Here is a 20542-nt window from a genome sequence, read left to right on the forward strand (position 1 = left end):
TTGTATGGTCCGCTGGTTGAACTGTCAGGAATAGGACATGGCTGATAAGCCGGCCGCAACGGCCGCGACGCAGGAAGGCCAGGCCAGGGCCAAGATGGGCGCGGTCAAGATGGACGACATCGCGCGTATGGCCGGTGTTTCCAAATCGACCGTATCACGCGCCCTGTCCGGCAGCCCGCTGGTGAACGAGGAGACGCGGGCCCGCATCCAGGCCCTGGTGGAGTCCCATTCCTACCGGGTCGATACGCGGGCGCAGGGTTTGCGCAAGGGCCACACGCACACCATCGCCGTGGTCATCCCCCTGCTGCATGAACACGACCAGCCCATTTCCGACCCGTTCTTCCTGGAATTGCTGGGCCATATCGCCGACGCCGTTGCCGACCACGGCTATGATCTTCTGCTGTCCAAGATCGGTCCCGGACGGACGGACGGCATGGCCGACCTGGTCGACACCGGGCGGGTGGACGGGCTGATCGCCATCGGTCAGAGCACCGCCCATCTGGGGCTGGAGCGGCTGGCCGCCCGCGGCATGCCATTGGTGGTCTGGGGCGCCCAGCTGCCCGAGCAACACTATGTGACCGTGGGATCCGATAACCGGGCGGGAGCGGAGCGCGCCGTGGCCCACCTGATCGCCCAGGGGCGGCAGCGCATCGTGTTTCTGGGCCAGCGGACGGTGCCGGAAATCCGCCTGCGCCATGAGGGGTATGTCTCGGCCCTGGCGGCGGCGGGCATCGAACCCGATCCGGCGCTGGACGTGCCCACGCGCTTCGCCAGCGCCGCAGCCCTGACGGCGATGCGCAGCCTGATCGCCGGCGGCTCATCTTTCGACGCGGTGTTCGCCTGTTCCGATGTCATCGCCATCAGCGCCATCCGCGCCCTGCAGGACCAGGGTCTGAAGGTGCCCGAAGACGTGGCCGTGGTCGGCTACGACGACATCCAGATGGCGGCCTTCTACAACCCCGCCCTGACCACCGTGCGCCAGGATACCGCCACCGGCGGCCGCCTACTGGTGGACCTGCTGTTCGCGCAGATCGCCGGCCGCGCCGCCCGCTCGGTCATGCTGCCGACCGAGCTGGTCGTGCGGGCCAGCAGCGGCGGCGCCCTCAGCGGAACCACCACACCAGGATCGCGGTGAGGCCCACCAGGCCCAGCGACAGCACGCGGTAGTTCATCCACAACGGCTGCCCCGCCAGGGTGGCCGTTTCCGCCCGGAAGACGGCCGGCGTCCATACCAGCGCCGGGCCCTCTTTCGATTCGCCGCTGCCAGCCCTGCCGTCGCCCGTGGCCAGGCTGACCACCACCAGGATCAGGGCGGAGGCCAGCACCAGCAGGGGCGCCATCAGCAGGAAGTGCGGGCCGCCGTGGCCTAGCACCACGCAGTAGACGAACAGGCCCAAGCCCAGGGCCAACCCACCGGCGAAGGCGGCGAAAGCCCCCGTGGCGTTCGCCCGCGCCCAGAACAGCCCCACCAGGAAGAGGGCCACGACCGGGGGCACGGCGTAGGCCAGGATGGCCTGGAGGTACTGCCACAACGAACCGAAGCGGGCAATCTGCGGCGCCCACAGCACGGCCAGGGCCATGAAGGCCAAGGTCGCCAGGCGCCCGGTGGTCACCAGCCGCTTCTCCCCCAGGTGTGGCCAGCGCAGGCGCACGAAATCCATGGTCACCAGGGTGGAGGCGGAATTGAAGGTGGAGGCGGTGGCCGACATGATGGCCGCCAGGAAGCCCGCCACCACCAGCCCGACGACGCCCGCCGGCAGCAGCTTGAACACCAGCGAGGGGTAGACCAGGTCGCCGCGCGGCAGGCCCGGGAACAGCAGCAGGGCGGCGGTGCCGGGCAGCACCATCAGGAACAGCGCCGGCAGCTTCAGCAGCCCGGCGAACAGGCAGCCCCAGCGGCCATGGTCGATGCTCTTCGCCGACAGCACGCGCTGCACCATAAACTGGTTGGTGCACCAGAAATAGAACCCGATGAGCGGCACCCCGGTGACGAGGCCCGTCCAGGGCAGCACCGGGTCGCCGGCCGGGCGGATAAGGCTCAGCATCTCCGGCTTGGTGGCTGCCATCACCGCGTCCCAGCCGCCCGCCTGGCTGAAGGCCATGACGGCGATGACGGCGGCAGCGGTCAGCAGCAGCACGGCCTGGATGGTTTCCGTCACCATGACCGCCGCCAGGCCGCCGGCCGTGGTGTAGATGCCGGCGCCCAGGGCCAGCAGCAGCACGATGACGCCCATGGGCACGGCCGGGAAGGCCAGCTGGAACATCAACGCCCCGCCGTACAGCGTGCCGGCCGTGTCCACCGCGATGTTCAGGAACAGGGTGAGCCCTGAGAACAGCAGGCGCGAGCGCCGGTCATAGCGCCGTTCCAGGAATTCCGGCGTGGTGTAGACGCCGGTCTTCAGCAGGAAGGGCAAGAGGAAGATGCAGAAGAACACCAGGACGATGCCGGCCATCCATTCATAATCGAAGACGGCGATGCCGTGGTCGTAGGCGGCGCCCGCCAGGCCGATCAGCGTGGTGCTGGAGATGTTTGAGGCCAGAAGGGCCAGGCCGATGACGGGCCAGGTTTTGGACTTGTGGGCCAGGAAATAGTCCGACGCCGTACGCTGACGCCGGCTGACCGCCAGGCCGATGGCGATGATGGCCACGACATACACCAGGATGATCGCCACATCCCAGGACCCCAGCGGGCTGCCGCCGTTCATCCCGTCCTCCCTCGTATTTTGCTTGTCTTTCGCTCCCGGGCCAAACCCGGACTGGTCGCACCTTGACGCCGCTGCGATCAAATTGCAATCGATTGTATAGGGTTGGGCCGCCCTTGGAGGCGCCGTCGGTCGATTTTCATAAGGAAACTGCCTGATATTGTTGGATTTTGGCCCTTCCATTTTCTTGATCAGCCCATCGATCTTTTGGAAGTCGTGTAGATCTGGCCTATAAGCGGTATTGCAATCGGTTGTAACGTGTGTTTGGGTAACGGCGTCCGAGGCGGCCGGGGAGGCCGCCCCAAAACGACAATCAAAAAAAGAACGAACGAGGGAGATCACCATGAAGCGCCATTTGGCCCGCGCCCTGCTGTTGGGCGCCGCCGTCACCGCCACGCCCGCCCTGGCGGCCGAGGATCCCGCCAAAGGCCCGGCCCAGCAGGGGTTGGACCTGGATGAGATCGTCATCACCGCCACCGCCCTGCCGCAGAGCAAATTCAACACCAGCGTCTCGGTCAGCACGCTGAACCCGGACCAGATCGCCCAATCCGCGCCCAGCAGCGCCGCCGACATCCTGCGCAACATCCCCGGTTTCCGGGCCGAGGCGTCGGGCGGCGAAGGCAACGCCAACATCGCGGTCCGCGGTCTGCCGGTCGCCTCCGGTGGCGCGAAGTTCCTGCAGCTGCAGGAGGATGGCCTGCCGGTCATGCAGTTCGGCGACATCGCCTTCGGCACCGCCGACACCTATCTGCGCGCCGACTACAACATCGCGCGGGTGGAGGCCATACGCGGCGGCTCCGCGTCCACCTTCGCCAGCAACGCGCCCGGCGGCGTCATCAACTTCGTCAGCGACACCGGCGAGAAAGAGGGCGGCGCCATCGGCCTGACTCGTGGCCTGGACTATAACGAGACGCGGGCGGACTTCGCCTATGGCGGCCCCATCGCCCCCGGCTGGCGCTTCCATGTTGGCGGTTATTACCACACCGGGGAGGGCCCACGTTCCGTCGGCTATGACGACGCCATGAACGGCGGCCAGGTGAAGGCCAACGTCACCCACGACATGGAGAAGGGCTTCATCCGCCTGGACTTCAAGTACCTGAATGACCGCTCGCCCGTCTACCTGCCGGTGCCGCTGGCCATTTCCGGCAGCGGCAGCAACCCGCACATCTCCTCTCTGGCCGGGTTTGACGCGCTGAGCGGCGCCTTCCAATCACCCTACTTCCGCAAGGACCTGGCGATAGACGCCAACGGCAACCGCCTGACCACCAACATCGGCGACGGTTATCACCCCGTCAGCACGGCGTTCGGCGGCGAGGCCTCATTCGAGGTGGCGCCCGGCTGGACGCTGGACGACAAGTTCCGCGTGGCCGACAACACCGGCGACTTCGTCGGCCCCTACCCGCAGGAGGTGGACCGCGCCTCCGTCCTGGCGACGGAAATCGGCGGCACCGGCGCCACCCTGCAATACGCCAGTGGTCCCAACGCCGGCCAGACGGTCGGCGCCGCCAACGTGGGCGGCAACGGGCTGGCGTCCCGCATCGCCCTGTTCAACGTCAAGCTCAACGACCTGGGCACCTACACCAACGACCTGAAGGTCACCAAGACGCTGGACACCCTGCCGCTGGGCAAGGGCGCCGTCTCCTTCGGCTATTACAAGGCCCGCCAGAACATCGACATGGACTGGCACTGGAACACTTATCTGGAGACGGTCAACGGTAAGGACGGCGTGCTGCTGAACGTGCTGAACGCCAGCGGCAAGGCCGTCACCTCCAACGGCCTGTTCGCCTATGGCGAGCCCTACTGGGGCAATTGCTGCGTGCGCAGCTATGACATGCACTATGACATCGACGCGCCCTACGCCGCCCTGAACTGGGCCTGGGACAAGCTGACGGTGGACGCCAGCCTGCGCTATGACTACGGCCATGCCTCAGGCAGCTATGCCGGGCCCACCGGCACCACGTCCCTGGACGTGAACCAGGATGGTGTGCTGCAGGTGCCGGAGCTGACGGTGCCGGTGGTCAACCAGTTGGCGGCCAGCCCGGTCAACTACGACTGGCACTACATTTCCTATTCCATTGGCGCGAACTACGCCATCGACCGCGATCTGGCGCTGTTCGTGCGCTATAGCGAGGGTGGACGCGCCAACGCCGACCGTCTGGCCTTCGGCTCCATCAACGCCGACGGCTCCACCGCCTACCAGAACGCGGTGAACAAGGTAAAGCAGGCCGAGGGCGGCGTGAAGTGGCGGTCGGACATCGGCCTCAGCGTCTTCCTCACCGGCTTCTACGCCAACACCGAGGAAGCCAACCAGGACGTGACCTCGCTGACCCAGCGCTTCATCTCCCGCGTCTATGACGCGGAAGGGGCGGAGTTGGAGGCCAGCTACCGTTACGGCGCCTTCCAGCTGGACGCGGGCGTCACCTACACCCATTCCCGCATCACCAAGGATGAGATCACCCCCAGCGACGTGGGCAATGTGCCCCAGCGCCAGGCCGATTTCGTCTATCAGATCACCCCGTCCTACGTGGGCAACGATTACAGCGTGGGCGTGAACATCATCGGCACCACCGACAGCTACGCCGACACCACCAACAAGCTGGTGATGCCCGGTTATGCCCAGGTCAACCTGTTCGCCACCTATAACCTGACCAAGGACATCGTCTGGTCGTTCTCCGCCAACAATCTGTTCAACACCCTGGGCCTGACCGAGGTGGATGGAACCACCGATGCCGTGCCCAGCAACGGCATCCTGCTGGCGCGGTCCATCAACGGTCGCACCTTCAAGACCGGTGTCAAATACAGCTTCTGACCCTGGCACCGGCTGGCGGGCCCCATCTTTCCCTCCCCAGGTGGGACGCCCATTGCGGGCACCCTCCCGCCAGCCGGTTCTTTTTGACATCGAGCCTTCTGGGATTTTCACGGCATGACCTCTTCCGTCCTCAGCCGGGCCGCGGCCCTGGATGACCGCCTGGACCGGCACTGGCCCGTGGCCGACACCCTGCTGCGGCGCCTGTATGGGGGCACCCCCGGACCGGACCACTGGCCGAACCGCTGGCTGGACCGCTGGCTGGACCACTGGCTGGGCCAGGTGCGTGAGGCCGTCACCCGGGCGGCGAGGAACCGGCCGCAGGCCCTGGCCGACCTGGACACGCGGCGTCAGGCGGAGCCGGACTGGTTCCAGCGACCGGACCAGCTGGGCTATTGCTTCTATGTCGACCGCTTCGCCGGCACGCTCGCCGGGGTGCGGCGGCGGCTGGATTATCTGGCGGAACTGGGTGTGACCTACCTGCACCCCCTGCCGCTGCTGGCCACGCAGTCCGGCGACAATGACGGCGGCTTCGCCGTGGCCGACTATCGTTCGGTGGAACCCCGCCTGGGCACGGCGGAGGATTTGAGGGCGCTGGCGGAGGATGCCCACCAGGCCGGCATGGCCCTGTGCCTGGACGTGGTGTGCAACCATACCGCCCGCGACCATGCCTGGGCCCAAGCAGCACTGGTGGGCGACCCGACCTATCGCGCCTATTACCACGTGCTGGACAGCGCGGACGAGGTCGCCGCCTATGAGGCCACGCTGGGCCAGGTCTTCCCCAAGACGGCGCCGGGCAATTTCACCCCCGAGCCGTCGCTGGCCCGCGATGGCGGCGGCGCCTGGGTGTGGACCACCTTCTACCCCTATCAATGGGACCTGAATTACGCCAACCCGGCCGTGTTCCTGGAAATGCTGGAGGTGCTGCTGCACCTGGCCAACCAGGGCGTCGATGTCTTCCGCCTGGACAGCACGCCCTTCCTGTGGAAGGCGCCGGGCACGTCCTGCCGGGGGTTGCCCCAAACCCATTGGATCGTGCAGGCCTGGCGGGCGCTGCTGGCCATCGCGGCGCCCGGCGTGCTGCTGAAGGGCGAGGCCATCGTCGACCCGGACGACGTGGTGTCCTTCTTCGGCCGGGATGAGGCCACTGGGCAGCCGGCCGCCAACGAATGCCACCTGGCCTACAACAACGGCATGATGACGGCCCTGTGGCTGGCCCAGGCGACCGGCGACGCGACCCCCGCCCATGCCCTGCTGGACCGGCTGGCTGGGCGTCCGCGGCAGGCGGCCTGGATCACCTATGTCCGCTGCCATGACGACATCATCTGGGACGCGCTGGCCGCCCTGATCCCGCAAGAGACGCTGCATCGGGTTTCCGCCTTCTACGCCGGCGCCACGGCCGGCAGCTACGCCCTGGGCGCCGCCTTCCAGGCGGATGGCGGCGGCGCACCCAGCACCAACGGCATGGCGGCCTCACTGGTGGGCCTGCGGCCGGAAGGGCACCCCGGCGAAGCGGACACGGATGCCGCCCTGGCGCGCCTGCTGCAGCTGTACCAGGTCACCCTGGCGCTGGATGGCCTGCCGGTGCTGTACATGGGGGATGAGGTCGCGCTGACCAACGCCCCGGTGGCTAGCGTCCCCGCCGGGGAAGGCCGCTGGCTGCACCGGCCGCACATGGACTGGGACCGGGCCGCCCAGCGTGGCGGCGGCACCGCCGCAGGCATGTTCCGCGCGGCCCTGCGCCGGCTGATCCAGGTACGCGCCGGCTTGCCCGCCTTGCATGGCGCGGAACCGGCCCGCCCCCTGGCCGGCTTGCCCGGCGGGGTGCTGGGTTTCCAGCGCACCGGGTCCCGCCCGCTGCTATGCCTGGCCAACCTGATGGGCGAGACGGTCACGGTATCGCTGCCCACCGGGTTCGCCGGGCGGGACGTGGTAGCGGAAGAGGACGTCGACCCGGCGGCCCTGCCCCTTGGCCCCTGGCAGACACGCTGGATCGAGGTCCGGTCATGAGGCGCGTCGGGGCGGTGGAACTGGGCGGCACCAAGGCCGTCGTGGGCGCGGCCGTCATGGAAGGGACAGGGCGGCCTCAGTCCATCGAGACCGTCCGCATCCCCACCACCACGCCGGAGGAGACGCTGGCGCGCTGTGCCGAGACATTGCGCGAGCTGGGCGGGCGCATGGGCGGCCTGGACGCCGTGGGTGTCGCCAGCTTCGGGCCCCTGCAACTGGATCCCCGCCGCCCGGACTACGGCAGCATTACCCGCACGCCTAAGCCGGGGTGGTCCGGCGCGCCGGTACGTGATCGTTTTGCCAATGCCCTGGGTGTCCCCGTCGCCATCGACACCGACGTCAACGGCGCCGCCCTGGGCGAAGGCCGCTGGGGCGCGGCGCAGGGCCTGGACAGCCATGTCTACGTCACCGTGGGTACGGGCATCGGCGTGGGCGTAGTGGTGGGCAGGCGTCCTCAGCACGGCCTGGTGCATCCCGAGGGCGGCCACCTGCTGGTGCGGCGCGACCCGGCCCGCGACCCCTATGCTGGCCATTGCCCCTATCACGGCGATTGCCTGGAGGGCCTGGCCTGCGGCCCCGCCATCGAGGCGCGCGTGGGCCGGCCGGCCACGGACCTGGCCGACGACCACCCCGTCTGGGACCTGGTGGGCGACTATCTGGGGCAGATGGCGGCCAACCTGCTCTTCGCCCTGTCGCCCCAACGCATCGTCATCGGCGGCGGCGTGGGTGGACGTCCCGGCCTGTTGGACCGCGTCCGCCACCATGCCGAACGCCACATCGGCGGCTACATCGACCACCCGGCCATGGCCGAGGGCTTGGCCGGCTTCATCGTGGCGCCGGGCCTGGGTGGAGAAGCGGGCCTGGCCGGCGCCTTGGCCCTCGGGTGGACGCGCCTTGAAACCGTTTCCGCCTGAGTCGCTCCCCTATCACCACTCACCAATCGGCTGTCGGAATAAGCAAGCTACCATCGTAATCACGCACCTCGAATGGTCATGCCAATAGGTGGAGCCATCCTACCCTGAACGGGATGGATGCGACCATTGCACCGCACCAAAAAGTTATAAAATTTCACCGATTGTGTTGCATTCTTGCGACGTTCGTTTTGGACATCAACAAGAGAGCAACAAAACAGGATTGACCCTGACCGTTTGGTCAACCTCCCATTGATGTCATAACAGGCATCAAGAACAACGGGGGCAACTATGGGTCGGTCTACCCAATCGTCGCACTTCTGCCAAAAAATCAACCACTTGCGCCTATCCCTGATGGTTGGCGCCGCCATCGGCACCATGGGAACGGCCGCCAGCGCCTGGGCTCAGCAGGCTGGGGACGCAACTCCTGCGCCGGCGCAGGTGGCGCAAGCCGCTCAGCAGCCGGCCGACACCGCCGCCACCGGCACGCAGCAGACGACCTCCCTCAACGAAATCGTCATCACCGGCTCACGCATCAAGCGCGCCAACTTCGACACCATGCAGCCGGCCGAGGTCATGGGCGCGGATGAGATCGCGAAGCGTGGCTTTACCAACCTGGGCCAAGCGCTGCAAGAGCTGCCGGCGTTCGGTGTCCCGGGCAATAGTCCCGTGGGCAGCCAGGGTTCCTTTGGCGCCGGCCAGACCTTCGCCGACCTGTACAATTTGGGCTCCCAGCGCACCTTGACGCTGGTGAACGGCCGCCGTTTCGTGTCGTCCGCCAGTTCGTCCATTTTCGGCGCCGTCGCTGGCAGCCCGGTCGATCTGTCGGCCATCCCCACGGCCCTGGTTGACCGCACTGAAGTGGTGGCGGTGGGCGGCGCGCCCATCTACGGCTCCGACGCCATCGCCGGCACCGTCAACATCATCCTGAAGAAGGATTACCAGGGCGCCGATGTCAGCGTGTCCAGCGGCCTGTCGGAATATGGCGACGCTGCCGACTACAACGCCTCGGCGGTGCTGGGCCGGAACTTCAACAACGGCCGCGGCAACATCACTGTCGCCGTCCAGTACGATAAGCAGAATGGCCTGACGGACGAAGACCGCAAGGGCACCATTGGCGGCGCCAGTAAATTCTTCGGCAGCGCTACCAAAGGCCAGACCTTCACACAGCAGCTCTATTCCGGCGGCCGGCATTACAATATCTTTACCAACACTGGCATGCCCATGGTGGACGATGGCATACCCATTTCCCGGGGCCAAGCCGCGTCTGCCATCACCAATAGCGCCGGCCAGGCCCTGTACTTCGGCCCCGACGGCCAGTTGACGCCGTTCATCAATGGCCAACTGACAGGCAACGCCATCTATCAAGCCGGCGGCAGCGGCTTTCCCATTGCCGATTACGGTAACTTGCAGGTGGAAAGCAACAGGACCCAGGTCACGTTGCTCAGCCATTACGACCTGACTGATCATGTGCGTTTCAATACAGAGCTGTGGTACGGCCACCTCCGTGCCGCCAACTTGCGCGACCAGCCCTATTACAATACCGCGCAATTCGGCAATGCAGGCGACCCCAACGGCAATCTCATCCTGAGCACGGACAACCCCTATCTAAGCGCCGCCGACCGCCAAACCATCATCAACAATCTGGTGGCCGCAGACGCCGACCCCAGCACCTTCTATATGGCCCGCGCCAACACGGATCTCGCCACCGGCGCCTTTCGCACCACCACCAACGTCTATCGCGTCGTAGCGGGGCTGGAGGGCGACTTCTCGGCGCTTAACCGCACCTTCAACTGGGACGTGACAGGTACCTACGGCAAGTCGGAAACCTCGAACGAGGACCGGCAGGTGGTGACCCAGAACCTCTTCAACGCCATCAACGCAGTGCGGGATAGCAGCGGCAACATCGTCTGCGCCCCCGGCTACACCAACGCCGCCATCGCCACGCTGAGCGGCACCTGCGCGCCGTTGAACATCTTCGGTATCAACCACGCCAGCAAGGCGGCAACGGACTACATCACCGCTATCGCCGACCCCAGCCAAGACAATGCCCAGTACGACGTGCTGGCCAACATCAGCGGCAGCATCGTCACTTTGCCCGCCGGCGACGCAAAGTTTTCGCTGGGCTATGAATACAGGCGCGAGACGACGGCCTTCGACCCCGGTGCGTTCTATTACGGACAGCCCAACGGCGACGGCACCCGCACCCAATTCGGCAACAGCATTCCCATCGACCCGGTGGCAGGCGAGTACCACACCAACGAAGGTTTCGGTGAGGTGAACATCCCGGTGGTGGCGCCCAACATGGCAGTGCCGCTGGTTTACAGCTTGGAACTGCAGGGGGCGGCACGCTTCGTCGACAACAGCCAGACCGGCACCTTCTGGTCCTACAGCGGTGGCGGCACCTACCAGCCCATTCGCGATATCACCTTGCGCGGCAACTACACCCGCTCCTTCCGCGCCCCGGCAGTGACCGAGGCCTATAGCCCCACTGGCCAGATTTACACTACCGCCGACGACCCCTGCGACCAACGCTACATTACCGGCGGCCCCAACCCGGCCAACCGCGCCGCAAACTGCGCCGCCGCCGGCATCACCCAGCCCTTCACGTCCGACATCGTCGACTTCACCAGCCCAGGCACCAGTTCCGGCAACCCACACCTGCAGAACGAAATCGCCGACAGCTGGACGGTGGGCACGGTGCTGCGCCCCCGTTACACCCCCGGGCTGACGCTATCCGCCGATTACATCAGCATCGACATCACCAATGAAATCGCACAACTGAGCGCCACCGACTTGCTGGACGCCTGCTATGACGGCGCCCCCGGCAATTCGTTCTGCGGCACCTTCGTGCGCGATGGAAGTGGGCAGGTAACCTCGGTAGCCGAGGGCTACTACAACGCCGCCATCGAAAGCTTCAAGGCCCTGCAGGCCGAACTGGACTATGCGTTCAACCTAGAGGACGTGGGCCTGCCAGCCAGCTATGGTGCCATCGACTTCAGCGTCAATTACCTGCACACCTTCAGCCATTATTATAAGGTGGGTACTGGTGATAAGCAGTACACGGTAGGTGCGGTGGAAGAGCCCCGCAACAACTTTACCGCCAACATCAACTACAAGAATGGCGGGTTCGATTTCCTTTGGCAGACCCAATACTATAGTGAAACCCGCCTCAACGTGAACACGCCGCTATCCAACTACCAGTACCCGGTCATGGATCCGTACGTGATGTACAATGCCTCGGCCGGCTACGAGTTCGAGGGCGGCTATCGCATACGCTTCCTGGTGGATAACGTGCTGAACTCCCACGTTCCCTTCCCACAGGCGGGCTATACGGGGGCGAGCGGCACGGCCCTTCCCCGCTACTACAGCGCCGTCCTGGGACGGTACTATCGGCTGACGGCCGGCTACAAGTTCTGATCCGCCGGCAGTTCGGAGTCGTGAAAAGGCCCGTCCCCAGTGTCCCGGGGGCGGGCCTTTTCTTTTATAGAATCGGATCGACGCAGCGCACACCCGGCCGAATCCACATCGGTGATCCGGTGCCGATGGCAGGCTTGACCCATCTCAGGGTAGACAAATCGAAGCCGGAATAGGATGCTGGCAACACATCATTCGGGTTGCCGACAAACACTCTTTACGCGCATAAAAGTAGCATCATGACGCCCCGCCCCCTGTCCCCCCTGTCGGCTGTGCCGGCCGCCGCGCTGAGGTTCCTGGACCTCGGCCGGGCCCGGCGCATGCCGCGCGGATGGGCTTGGCTGGTGTTGGCGGCGGTGTTGCTGCGCGGGCTGATCCCTGTCGGCTACATGGTCAACACCGGTGGCGGGCCGGCACCCTTCATGCTTTGCCCCGGCGTGCATGACGTGCTGGTCCAGGTGATGGCCCCCCAGGATGCCCCGATGCCGCCCGCCTTCGTGGCGCACGCGCATCACCATCATCCCGATGCCGAGCCCGGCGGCCTGCTGATGCCATCGGGTCATGCCGGCCATCACGACCACCGGCCGGGCGGCGACCAGGACCATATGGGGCCCTGCGCCTTCGCCGCCCTCGCGGCGCTGGCCGTCCCGCTGCTGCTGCTGATCCTGGCGCTGCCCACGCGGCAGGCGCGGCAAAACTGGCGGCCCAGTACCCGGGCCCGCCATTTCACCTCGCGCCTGCCCGGCACGCCCGGCGCCCGCGCCCCGCCCCTGGCCGCCTGAGCCCGGGGGCCCCCCGCGTTCCAGCGGCCTTCCCACCCCCAGGCATCCCCGACATCGATCGCCGTCCGGCCCCTTTCCGGGGCCGGCGACGGCACCCCTGTCCTGAACGGCCGTGTCCCGCGCCGCCCGGCACCGTCCCGGGCCGCCGCCGGCCGTCCCCCGAAGGGATTGCCTTCATGGTATGCCTATCCCGGCGCCCGTCGCGCCGCCCGCTCACCGCCGCCATCGCCTTGGGCGTCGGCCTGCTGGGCATGGTTCCGTCCACCTCGTCCCTGGCCGCCCCGGCGCCGGATGTCGATTCCGACCTTGACCTTGCCACCAACCCCATCGTCATCACCGCCGACCGGCCGGCACTGGAGAAATACGCCGCCCCCCAGACCAGCGTCGGCGTCACCGGCGCCACGGTCATGGAAACGCAGAACGTCCTGGACAGCGAGGACGCGCTGAAATACCTGCCCAGCCTGTTCCTGCGGAAGCGTAACAACGGCGACACCCAGGCCGTCCTGGCCACCCGCACCTGGGGCGTCAACTCCAGCGCCCGCACCCTGGTCTATGCCGACGACGTGCTGATCTCGGCCCTGATCGCCAACAACAACACCATCGGCGCCCCGCGCTGGGGCCTGGTGGCGCCGGAGGAGATCGCGCGGGTCGATGTGCTGTACGGCCCTTACTCCGCCGCCTATGCCGGCAATTCCATGGGCGGGGTGGTGCAGATCACCACCCGCACGCCGGAGAAACTGGAGGCTGATGCCCGCCAGTCGGAAGCGGTGCAGAGCTTCGGCCTGTACGGCACGCACAAGGACCTGGTGACCTCGCAGACCAGCGCCCATATCGGCGACCGCATGGGGCGGTTCACCTGGTCGCTCAGCGCCAACTACCAGAACAGCGACAGCCAGCCGCTGAGCTTCGTCACCAACGGCAAGGTGCCCACCGGCACCAGCGGCACCTTCCTGGCGCTAAACAAGACCGGGGCCGTGGCCGACGTCGTGGGTGCCAGCGGCCTGCTGCACACCCAGATGGCCAACGCCAAGCTGAAGCTGGGGTATGACCTGTCGCCGGTCTGGCGCCTGAACTACACGCTAGGGTATTGGCAGAACGACGCCACGTCGGACGTGCAGACCTATTTGCGCGACAGCGCCGGCGCCGCCACCTTCGCCGGCCTGTCCGGTTTCGCCAGCGGCAAGTACAGCCTGTGGCAGAGCCATCTGGCGCAGAGCGTCACCCTGCGCAGCGACAGCAAGGGGCCCTGGGATGCGGAGGTGACGGTCAGCCATTATCAGATGCTGGACGACATCCAGCGCACCCCCACCGGGGTGAGCGCCAATGGCACCAACTTCAGCGCCGCCGGTCGCATCGCCCGCATGGACGGCACCAACTGGACCAACGTGGACGCCAAGGCGCTGTGGCGCACCACGCCGTCCAATACCGTCAGCGCCGGCCTGCACGCCGACCAGTATGAGCTGGTCAACCCCACCTACAACACCGCCACCTGGCAGGGCGGCAGCGACCAGGGCCAAAGCCTGTACAGCAGCGGCCGGGGCAAGACCCAGACCCTGGCCCTGTGGGCGCAGGACGAATGGACCTTCCTGCCCGACTGGACCGTCACCTTGGGCGGCCGGCTGGAGCGCTGGCAGGCCTTCGACGGCTATAACTACAGCGGCGGCAAGGGGGTGGAGCAGCCGGACACGGAAAGGGGCGCCTTCTCACCCAAGGCGACCCTGACCTGGACGCCCGACACCGACTGGCACGTCACCGCGTCGTTCGGGGAGGCCTACCGCTTTCCCACGGTCAGCGAGCTATACCAGCTGGTGCAGACCGGCACGACCTACACGGCACCCAACGCCAACCTGAAGCCGGAGCGGGTGTTGAGCGGCGAGCTGGCGGTGGAACGTGCCTTCACCGATGGGCCCCTCGCGGGCGGGCGGGTGCGCCTGTCGTTGTTCCAGGAGAACACCCGGGACGCGCTGATCGCGCAGACGGCCTTCCTGACAGGGTCCACGCCGGTCAGCTACACCGTGAACGTGGATGAGGTGCGCAACCGCGGCGTCGAGCTGGCCGCCAGCCAGCAGGACGTGCTGGTCAAGGGGCTGGAGCTGTCGGGCAGCGTCACCTATGTCGACAGCACCATCCTGTCCGACCCCAACTTCGCCAGCAGCGCCGGCACCACGGCCACGGGCAAGCATGTGCCCTACGTCCCGGACTGGCGCGTCACGCTGGCGGCGACATACCGGCCGGACGAGCAATGGGCCTTCACCGTTGCCGGCCGCTATAGTGGTAAGCAGTATTCGACCCTGGACAACACCGACAGCGTGGCCAAGGTATTCGGCGCCTTCGACAGCTTCCTGGTCGCCGATGTCCACATCAACTACAAGGTGCTGGACAATTTGACGCTGGACCTGGGCGTCGACAATCTCAATGATGAGAAGTACTTCCTGTACCACCCCTTCCCGGGGCGGACTTTCTTCGGCGGCCTGAAAGTGTCGCTCTGACGCCCGGTCACGTCACCCGTTTCCCCTTCATCTCAAGGATACGCCCATGACCTACCGCACCGTCGCAGCCTCCGCCGCCGCCTTCATCATCGCCGTGGGACTGGCCGGCACCGCCGCCGCCCACGCCCACCTGAAGCGTTCCGTCCCCACGGCCAGCGGCACCGTCGCCGGCCCCACCCAGGTGGAGGCCTGGTTCACCGAGGATCTGGAGCCCAAGTTCAGCACCATCACCGTCACGGGCCCCGGCCCGAACGGCAAGAAGGTGGACAAAGGCGACACCCACACCGACCCGGCCGACGCCAAGCACCTGATCGTCGGCATCGACGGGGCCGCGCCCGGCACCTACACGGTGACCTGGGCCGTCACCTCGGTCGATACCCACAAGTCCAATGGCAGCTTCACGTTTGAGGTTCAGAAGTAAGGCGTCTAAACCCATCTTATGAACACGTTGGAAACCGGCCTGGCCATCGCCCGGGCATTGCATCTCGCCCTGGCGCTGGCCGCCTGGGGCCTGCCTGCCTTCGCCGCCCTGGTCGTGGCGAAGGCGCCCGCCGGCCCCGCCCGTGAAGACCTGACCGCCACCCTGCGCCGCTGGACGCGCGGGGCGGCGGGAACAGCCGTCGTGGCCGGGCTGCTATGGTTCGCCGCGCAGGCGGCCGTGTTCGTGGGGGACGACAACCCCGCCGCCGTGCTGGGTGCGCTGGCCGCCACGGCGGCGACCCGTTACGGGCATGTCGTGTTGCCCCGCCTGGCGTTGCTGGTCGCGGCGGTGGTCCTGGAAAAGCGATTGTCGGTGCAAAGGCTGGCCGGCCTGCTGGGCCTGTCGCTGGCACTGCACGCCGGCGTCGGCCATGTCGCCGTCACCTTCGACGCCGCCAGCCTGCCGGGCCTGGCGGCGGAGGTGCTGCATCTGCTGGCGGCCGGGGCCTGGCTGGGCGGCATGGCCGGGCTGCTGCTGGCCCTGTCGCGCCCGGCGCTGGCGGCCGATCTGGCCGTGCGTTTCTCCCCCCTGGGCGTCACCTGCGTCACCCTGCTGGCCGCCACCGCCCTGCTGAACGGCGTGGGCCTGATCGGCACCCTGGCCGGCCTGATCGGCACCACGTATGGCCAGGTCGCCATCGCCAAGGCCGCCCTGTACGCCCTCATGCTGGGCTGCGCCGGGCTGAATCGCTGGCGCATCGCCCCCGGCCTCGCCCAGGGCACGGTGCCGCTGGCGCTGTTGCGCGCCTGCGTGCTGGTGGAACTGTCCCTGGGTATTGCCGTGGTGGCCTTGGCCGCCTGGCTGGCCAGCATCGTGCCGGGGGTGCACGACCAGCCGCTGTGGCCCTTCACCCGCAAGCTCAGCGGCGAGATCCTGTCCGATCCCGATTACGGCGGCCTGGCCTGGAAGGCCATCCTCCTGACCGGCCTGGGCATCCTGGGCCTGGCCCTGGCCATGCTGCCGCCCTGGCCCGGGGCTTGGCGCCGTCCCGCCCTGGCCTTGCGCCTGCCAGCCCTGGCCGCCGCCGGCATCGCCCTGTGGTTCGGCGTGCCCGACCTGGACCTGCTGACGGTGGAAGCCTTCCCGACAAGCTACTGGTCGTCCCCCACCGGCTTTACCGCCGCCTCGGTGGCGCAGGGGGCCGCGTTGTTCCCCGGCCATTGCGCCCGCTGTCACGGCGCGGGGGGCGCCGGTGACGGGCCGGACGCGGCCAAGCTGAGCATCCCGCCCGCCGACCTGACGGCCCACCATCTGCTGGACCATAGCGAGGGCGATATCTTCTGGTGGCTGAGCCACGGCATGCCAGACCCCGACGGCAAACCGGTCATGCCGGCCTTCGCGGACCAACTGTCGGAAGATGAGCGCTGGGCCCTGATCGACTATATCCACACCCTGAACAGCGGCACGACGGTGGCCGAGGCCAAGGGCGTGTGGACCTGGGGCATGCCGGCGCCGGAACTGGACCTCACCTGCCCGGCCGACGGCGCCTTGGCCAAGGCCGGCAGCCTGGCCGATTTGGCCGGTCATCCCCTGCTGCTGGCCATCGGCTACGGCGACATCCCCGCCCAGGCCCTGGCGGCGGTACGGGCGACGCCGGTGGTGCCGGTCATCGTCAGCACCAACCCGGACCAGGTCCCGCCCGCCTTGACCTGCGGCAGCACCAGTCCGGAAGCGGCCGTGGCCTACCGCACCATCGGCGGCGCGCCGGAAGGCCCGCTGCTGGTACTGGTGGACAGCCGGGGCGCCCTGCGCACCATCTGGCAGGGCCCCTTCCCGGCGACGCCAGCCGCGATCGCCGTGCTGGCGGCCAAGGCGGAGGAAGCCGAACGCCATCCCTTCGCCACCGGCGGCGGCGGGCATCATCATCACTGACCGGCAGTAAGGTCAGGCGGCGCCGGTATCGGCCTTCAGTCCCAACGGGCCGCCCACGGCCTCCAGCGCCGCCACCGCGCAGATCTCGTCATTGTCGGAGGTATCACCGGACACCCCCACGGAGCCGACGATATGGCCCTCGGCATTGCGGATCAGCACGCCGCCCGGCACCGGCACCATCTTGCCATCGGCCAGTTCGATGGCGGCGGTGAAGAAGGCCGGCATCTTGGCGGCGCGCTGCGCCAGCTCGCGCCCGCCAAAGCCCATGCCCAGCACGCCCCACGCCTTGCCCGTGGCGATCTGCGGCCGCAGCAGGCTGGACCCGTCGTCGCGTGCCAGCGCAACCACGTGGCCGCCGGCATCCAGGACGGCGGCGGTCAGCGGCGCGAAGCCGCGCGCCTTGCCCTCGGCCAGGATGGCCTCAACCAGTTTCAGCGCCACGGCGCAGGTCAGGACAGTCATCGCGTTCTCCCTCAAGGCGACCTATTGGCCTGCACTGTGCCATAGGCCCAGCTCGGCAGCACGGTCGCGGGTGTAGACGTCGGTCCATTTCAGGCTGCTGAGGTGGGTGACCTTGTACGGATCATAGCGCCGCGCCTCCACCGCAACCGCCACGCCGCCAATGTGGACCGCCGTGACGGCGCCCGGCCGCTGCAGCACGGCAATGTCGGCCAGCGGATCACCGTCCACAAAGATGAAGTCCGCCCGCCGGCCGGCGTCGATGGCGCCCAGGGTGTGCCCGCGCGGCATGGCGCGGGCGGAGACGCTGGTGGCTGCCCGCAAGGCCTGGGCGGGCGTGAAGCCCAGCCAGTCCACCAGGATTTCGATTTCCCGCGCATGCCATTCGCCATAGGGGGTGACGGCGAAGCCGCTGTCGCTGCCGGTCATGAAGGGCACACCGGCCTGCCGCATGCGGCCCAGGGTGCGCTTGGCCACCTCGATGATGCGGCGCTGCGCCCCCTGGTAGCCGGAACCGGCGGTGGGCTCATGCGGCTGCCCGAATTCCACGTTGTTGCGCAGGAAGGTCAGGGTCGGGCTGACATGGCTGCCCGACTTCACCATCGCCTCGATGCATTCATCATCGGCGAAGAAGGCGTGGTTGATGACATCCACGCCGGCCCGGGCGGCGTACAGCACCGCCTCTTTGCCATAGGCGTGGGTCACCACCTTCTTCCCCAAGCGGTGGGCCTCCGCCACCATGGCGCCGATCTCGTCCTGCGTGAAGGCGGCGATGTGGGTGCCGTCCTCGCGGAAGTGGGTGCCGTCCATGGCGATCTTGATGACGTCCACCCCGGCCTTGGCCTGGCGCCGTACCTCCTCGATCTGGGCGTCGCGGGTGGTGCACAGGCGGCCGGTGACATAGTCCGGCGTGCCGACATGCTCGGGAAACCAGTCGTTCAGGCTGTGCCGGTTGGCGATGACGCAGCTGCTGGCGGCGATGCGAGGACCGGTGAACAGGCCGGCGTTGATGGCGTCGCGGACGGAGATGCTGCAGTTGCCGGCATCGCCCGGCACGACGATGGAGGTGTAGCCCGCCGCCAGCACGCGCTGGGCGAAGAACAGGCCGCGCAGGGCCCGGAACTCCGGCGTGCCCCAAAAATCGATATCCTCCTCGCTGCGGGCGTTGCCGAACACGATGTGGGTATGGGCGTCCACCAGCCCCGGCATGACGAAACGGTCGCCGGCGTGGAGCACATCATCATCCGGACCCGGTGCCGGCGCCTCGGCAGTGGGGCCGACATGGGTGAACAGGCCGTCCTCGATCACCAGGGTCTGGTCGGCGCGCGATCCATCCTCCAGCCCGGTGAACAGGCGGCGGCAACGGACGAAGGTGCGGGGCATGGCTGCGGTCTCCCTCCCGGCGGCGCCCTCTTGGCGCGGCCGGGCCTCTCCCTCTGGGTCTTGTTTGGCGACCACGCTAGGCGGGCCGATGGGCCGTGGTGAAATGGATATTTCCGCTGCGGATCTATTGGCGGCGTCCATAGATGCTGACCCTTCCCCGCGCCCGACCCATCGGTTTCGTCCATACATCAGCATGGAAAGGAACGGTTTTTGTTAAAGGCGGCCACCCCCTAAGGTTCAGGCTGGATCGCCCCACGGGAGAGGGCGGAATCCTACTCGGGAGACGAACGCCTCATGAATATCATCGGACCGGACGCCCTGGTGTTCGGTGTCGACGATGTCGACGCCTGCAGCCAGTACCTGACGGATTACGGCCTGAAGCCGGCCGGTGACGGCCGGTTCGAGGCGCTGGACGGTACCTGCGTCATCATCCGCGCCGCCGACGACCCCCGCCTGCCGCCGGCCATCGGCCCCGCCCCCTCGATCCGCGAGATCGTCTATGGCGTGGGCGACGCGGCGACGCTGGAGGCCATCGCCGCCGAGCTGTCCAAGGACCGTGAGGTGCGCCGGGGCGAGGGCGGCAGCGTGCACGCCGATGACGACTCTGGTTTCCATCTCAGCTTCGCGCTGACCATCCGCCGGCCCTACACCGCCCCGGCCGACCTGACCAACGCCCCCGGCCATCCGCCGCAGCGCGGACCCAACCTGCTGGGCATCGATTGGGACATGAAGGTCGAGCCGCGCACCCTGTCGCACGTGGTACTGTTCGTTCCCAATATGGAGCAGGCGCAGGCATTCTATGTGAACCGCCTGGGCTTCCGCCTGACGGACAAGTTCATCGGCGTGGGCCCCTTCCTGCGCCCGGCGGGCACGGAGGACCACCACACCCTGTTCCTGATCCAGACGCCGCCCTTCATGAAGGGGGTGGAGCACTTCACCTTCCACCTGGGCAGCGGGACGGAAGTGCTGCACGCCGGCACCCAGTTCGAGGCCAAGGGCTACACCACCTTCTGGGGCCCCGGCCGTCACTACTTTGGGTCCAACTGGTTCTGGTACTTCAACAGCCCTCTGGGCTGCCATGTGGAGTACGACGCCGACATGGACCTGCACGACGACACGTGGGAGGCCCGCCACCGTCCGCCGGGGGCGGACAATTCCCAGCTGTTCCTGTTCACGGCGCGGGAGAAGTGGTTCCCCAGCGGTCCGCCGCCCAAGGGCGGCGCGCACTAA

General features: G+C 67.5%; 13 protein-coding genes. 10 read left to right on the forward strand and 3 right to left on the reverse strand.

Annotation, left to right across the window (positions count from 1 at the left end; all coding sequences use genetic code 11):
* The first annotated feature begins 37 nt into the window (after positions 1-37).
* Positions 38-1135: a LacI family DNA-binding transcriptional regulator gene (locus FBZ87_RS23990; protein ID WP_145613124.1), complete on the forward strand. Its 1098-nt coding sequence runs from the start codon at positions 38-40 to the stop codon at positions 1133-1135.
* Here the strand turns inward: FBZ87_RS23990 and FBZ87_RS23995 are convergent.
* Positions 1104-2705, reverse strand: a complete 1602-nt coding sequence (locus FBZ87_RS23995; RefSeq protein WP_145613125.1) for a sodium:solute symporter — start codon at positions 2703-2705, stop codon at positions 1104-1106. The genes FBZ87_RS23990 and FBZ87_RS23995 overlap by 32 nt on opposite strands.
* A gap of 340 nt (positions 2706-3045) precedes the next feature.
* On the opposite strand from FBZ87_RS23995, the gene FBZ87_RS24000 reads away from it, so the two are divergent.
* From FBZ87_RS24000 to FBZ87_RS24035, 8 genes are all read left to right on the forward strand, one after another.
* A complete protein-coding gene (locus tag FBZ87_RS24000; RefSeq protein WP_145613126.1) occupies positions 3046-5511 on the forward strand; it encodes a TonB-dependent receptor in 2466 nt (821 codons plus the stop codon).
* A gap of 114 nt (positions 5512-5625) precedes the next feature.
* The gene (locus tag FBZ87_RS24005) at positions 5626-7518 is read left to right on the forward strand and encodes an alpha-amylase family glycosyl hydrolase (protein WP_145613127.1); all 1893 of its coding nucleotides are present in this window, start codon (positions 5626-5628) and stop codon (positions 7516-7518) included.
* Positions 7515-8432, forward strand: a complete 918-nt coding sequence (locus tag FBZ87_RS24010; RefSeq protein ID WP_145613128.1) for an ROK family protein — start codon at positions 7515-7517, stop codon at positions 8430-8432. Before FBZ87_RS24005 ends, FBZ87_RS24010 begins: the two co-directional genes overlap by 4 nt.
* A gap of 336 nt (positions 8433-8768) precedes the next feature.
* Positions 8769-11849 (forward strand): TonB-dependent receptor domain-containing protein, encoded by a 3081-nt coding sequence (locus FBZ87_RS24015; RefSeq protein WP_211107157.1) that lies wholly within the window; start codon positions 8769-8771, stop codon positions 11847-11849.
* Between the two features lie 236 nt (positions 11850-12085).
* Positions 12086-12628 carry a hypothetical protein gene (locus tag FBZ87_RS24020; RefSeq protein ID WP_145613129.1) on the forward strand — a complete coding sequence of 181 codons (543 nt, stop codon included), beginning with the start codon at positions 12086-12088 and terminating at the stop codon, positions 12626-12628.
* Positions 12629-12804: 176 nt separating this feature from the next.
* Entirely contained in the window at positions 12805-15117 is a 2313-nt protein-coding gene (locus FBZ87_RS24025) for a TonB-dependent receptor (protein WP_145613130.1), read from the forward strand.
* A gap of 46 nt (positions 15118-15163) precedes the next feature.
* Complete coding sequence (locus tag FBZ87_RS24030; protein ID WP_145613131.1) at positions 15164-15538, forward strand: copper resistance protein CopC; 375 nt, start codon at positions 15164-15166, stop codon at positions 15536-15538.
* 18 nt (positions 15539-15556) lie between these two features.
* On the forward strand, positions 15557-17470 hold the full coding sequence (locus tag FBZ87_RS24035) for a CopD family protein (protein ID WP_145613132.1): 1914 nt from the start codon (positions 15557-15559) through the stop codon (positions 17468-17470).
* 12 nt (positions 17471-17482) lie between these two features.
* Here FBZ87_RS24035 and FBZ87_RS24040 read toward each other — a convergent pair whose 3' ends face one another.
* Both FBZ87_RS24040 and FBZ87_RS24045 read right to left on the reverse strand, forming a co-directional pair.
* Positions 17483-17932, reverse strand: coding sequence for a GlcG/HbpS family heme-binding protein (locus tag FBZ87_RS24040; protein ID WP_145613133.1), 450 nt, complete (start codon positions 17930-17932; stop codon positions 17483-17485).
* A 21-nt stretch (positions 17933-17953) separates the two neighbouring features.
* Entirely contained in the window at positions 17954-19312 is a 1359-nt protein-coding gene (locus tag FBZ87_RS24045) for a metal-dependent hydrolase family protein (RefSeq protein WP_145613134.1), read from the reverse strand.
* Positions 19313-19606: 294 nt separating this feature from the next.
* Between FBZ87_RS24045 and FBZ87_RS24050 the strand changes: the two genes are divergently transcribed.
* Positions 19607-20542, forward strand: coding sequence for a VOC family protein (locus FBZ87_RS24050; RefSeq protein WP_145613135.1), 936 nt, complete (start codon positions 19607-19609; stop codon positions 20540-20542).

It is taken from the genome of Nitrospirillum amazonense, assembly GCF_007828035.1.
Lineage (GTDB): Bacteria > Pseudomonadota > Alphaproteobacteria > Azospirillales > Azospirillaceae > Nitrospirillum > Nitrospirillum amazonense.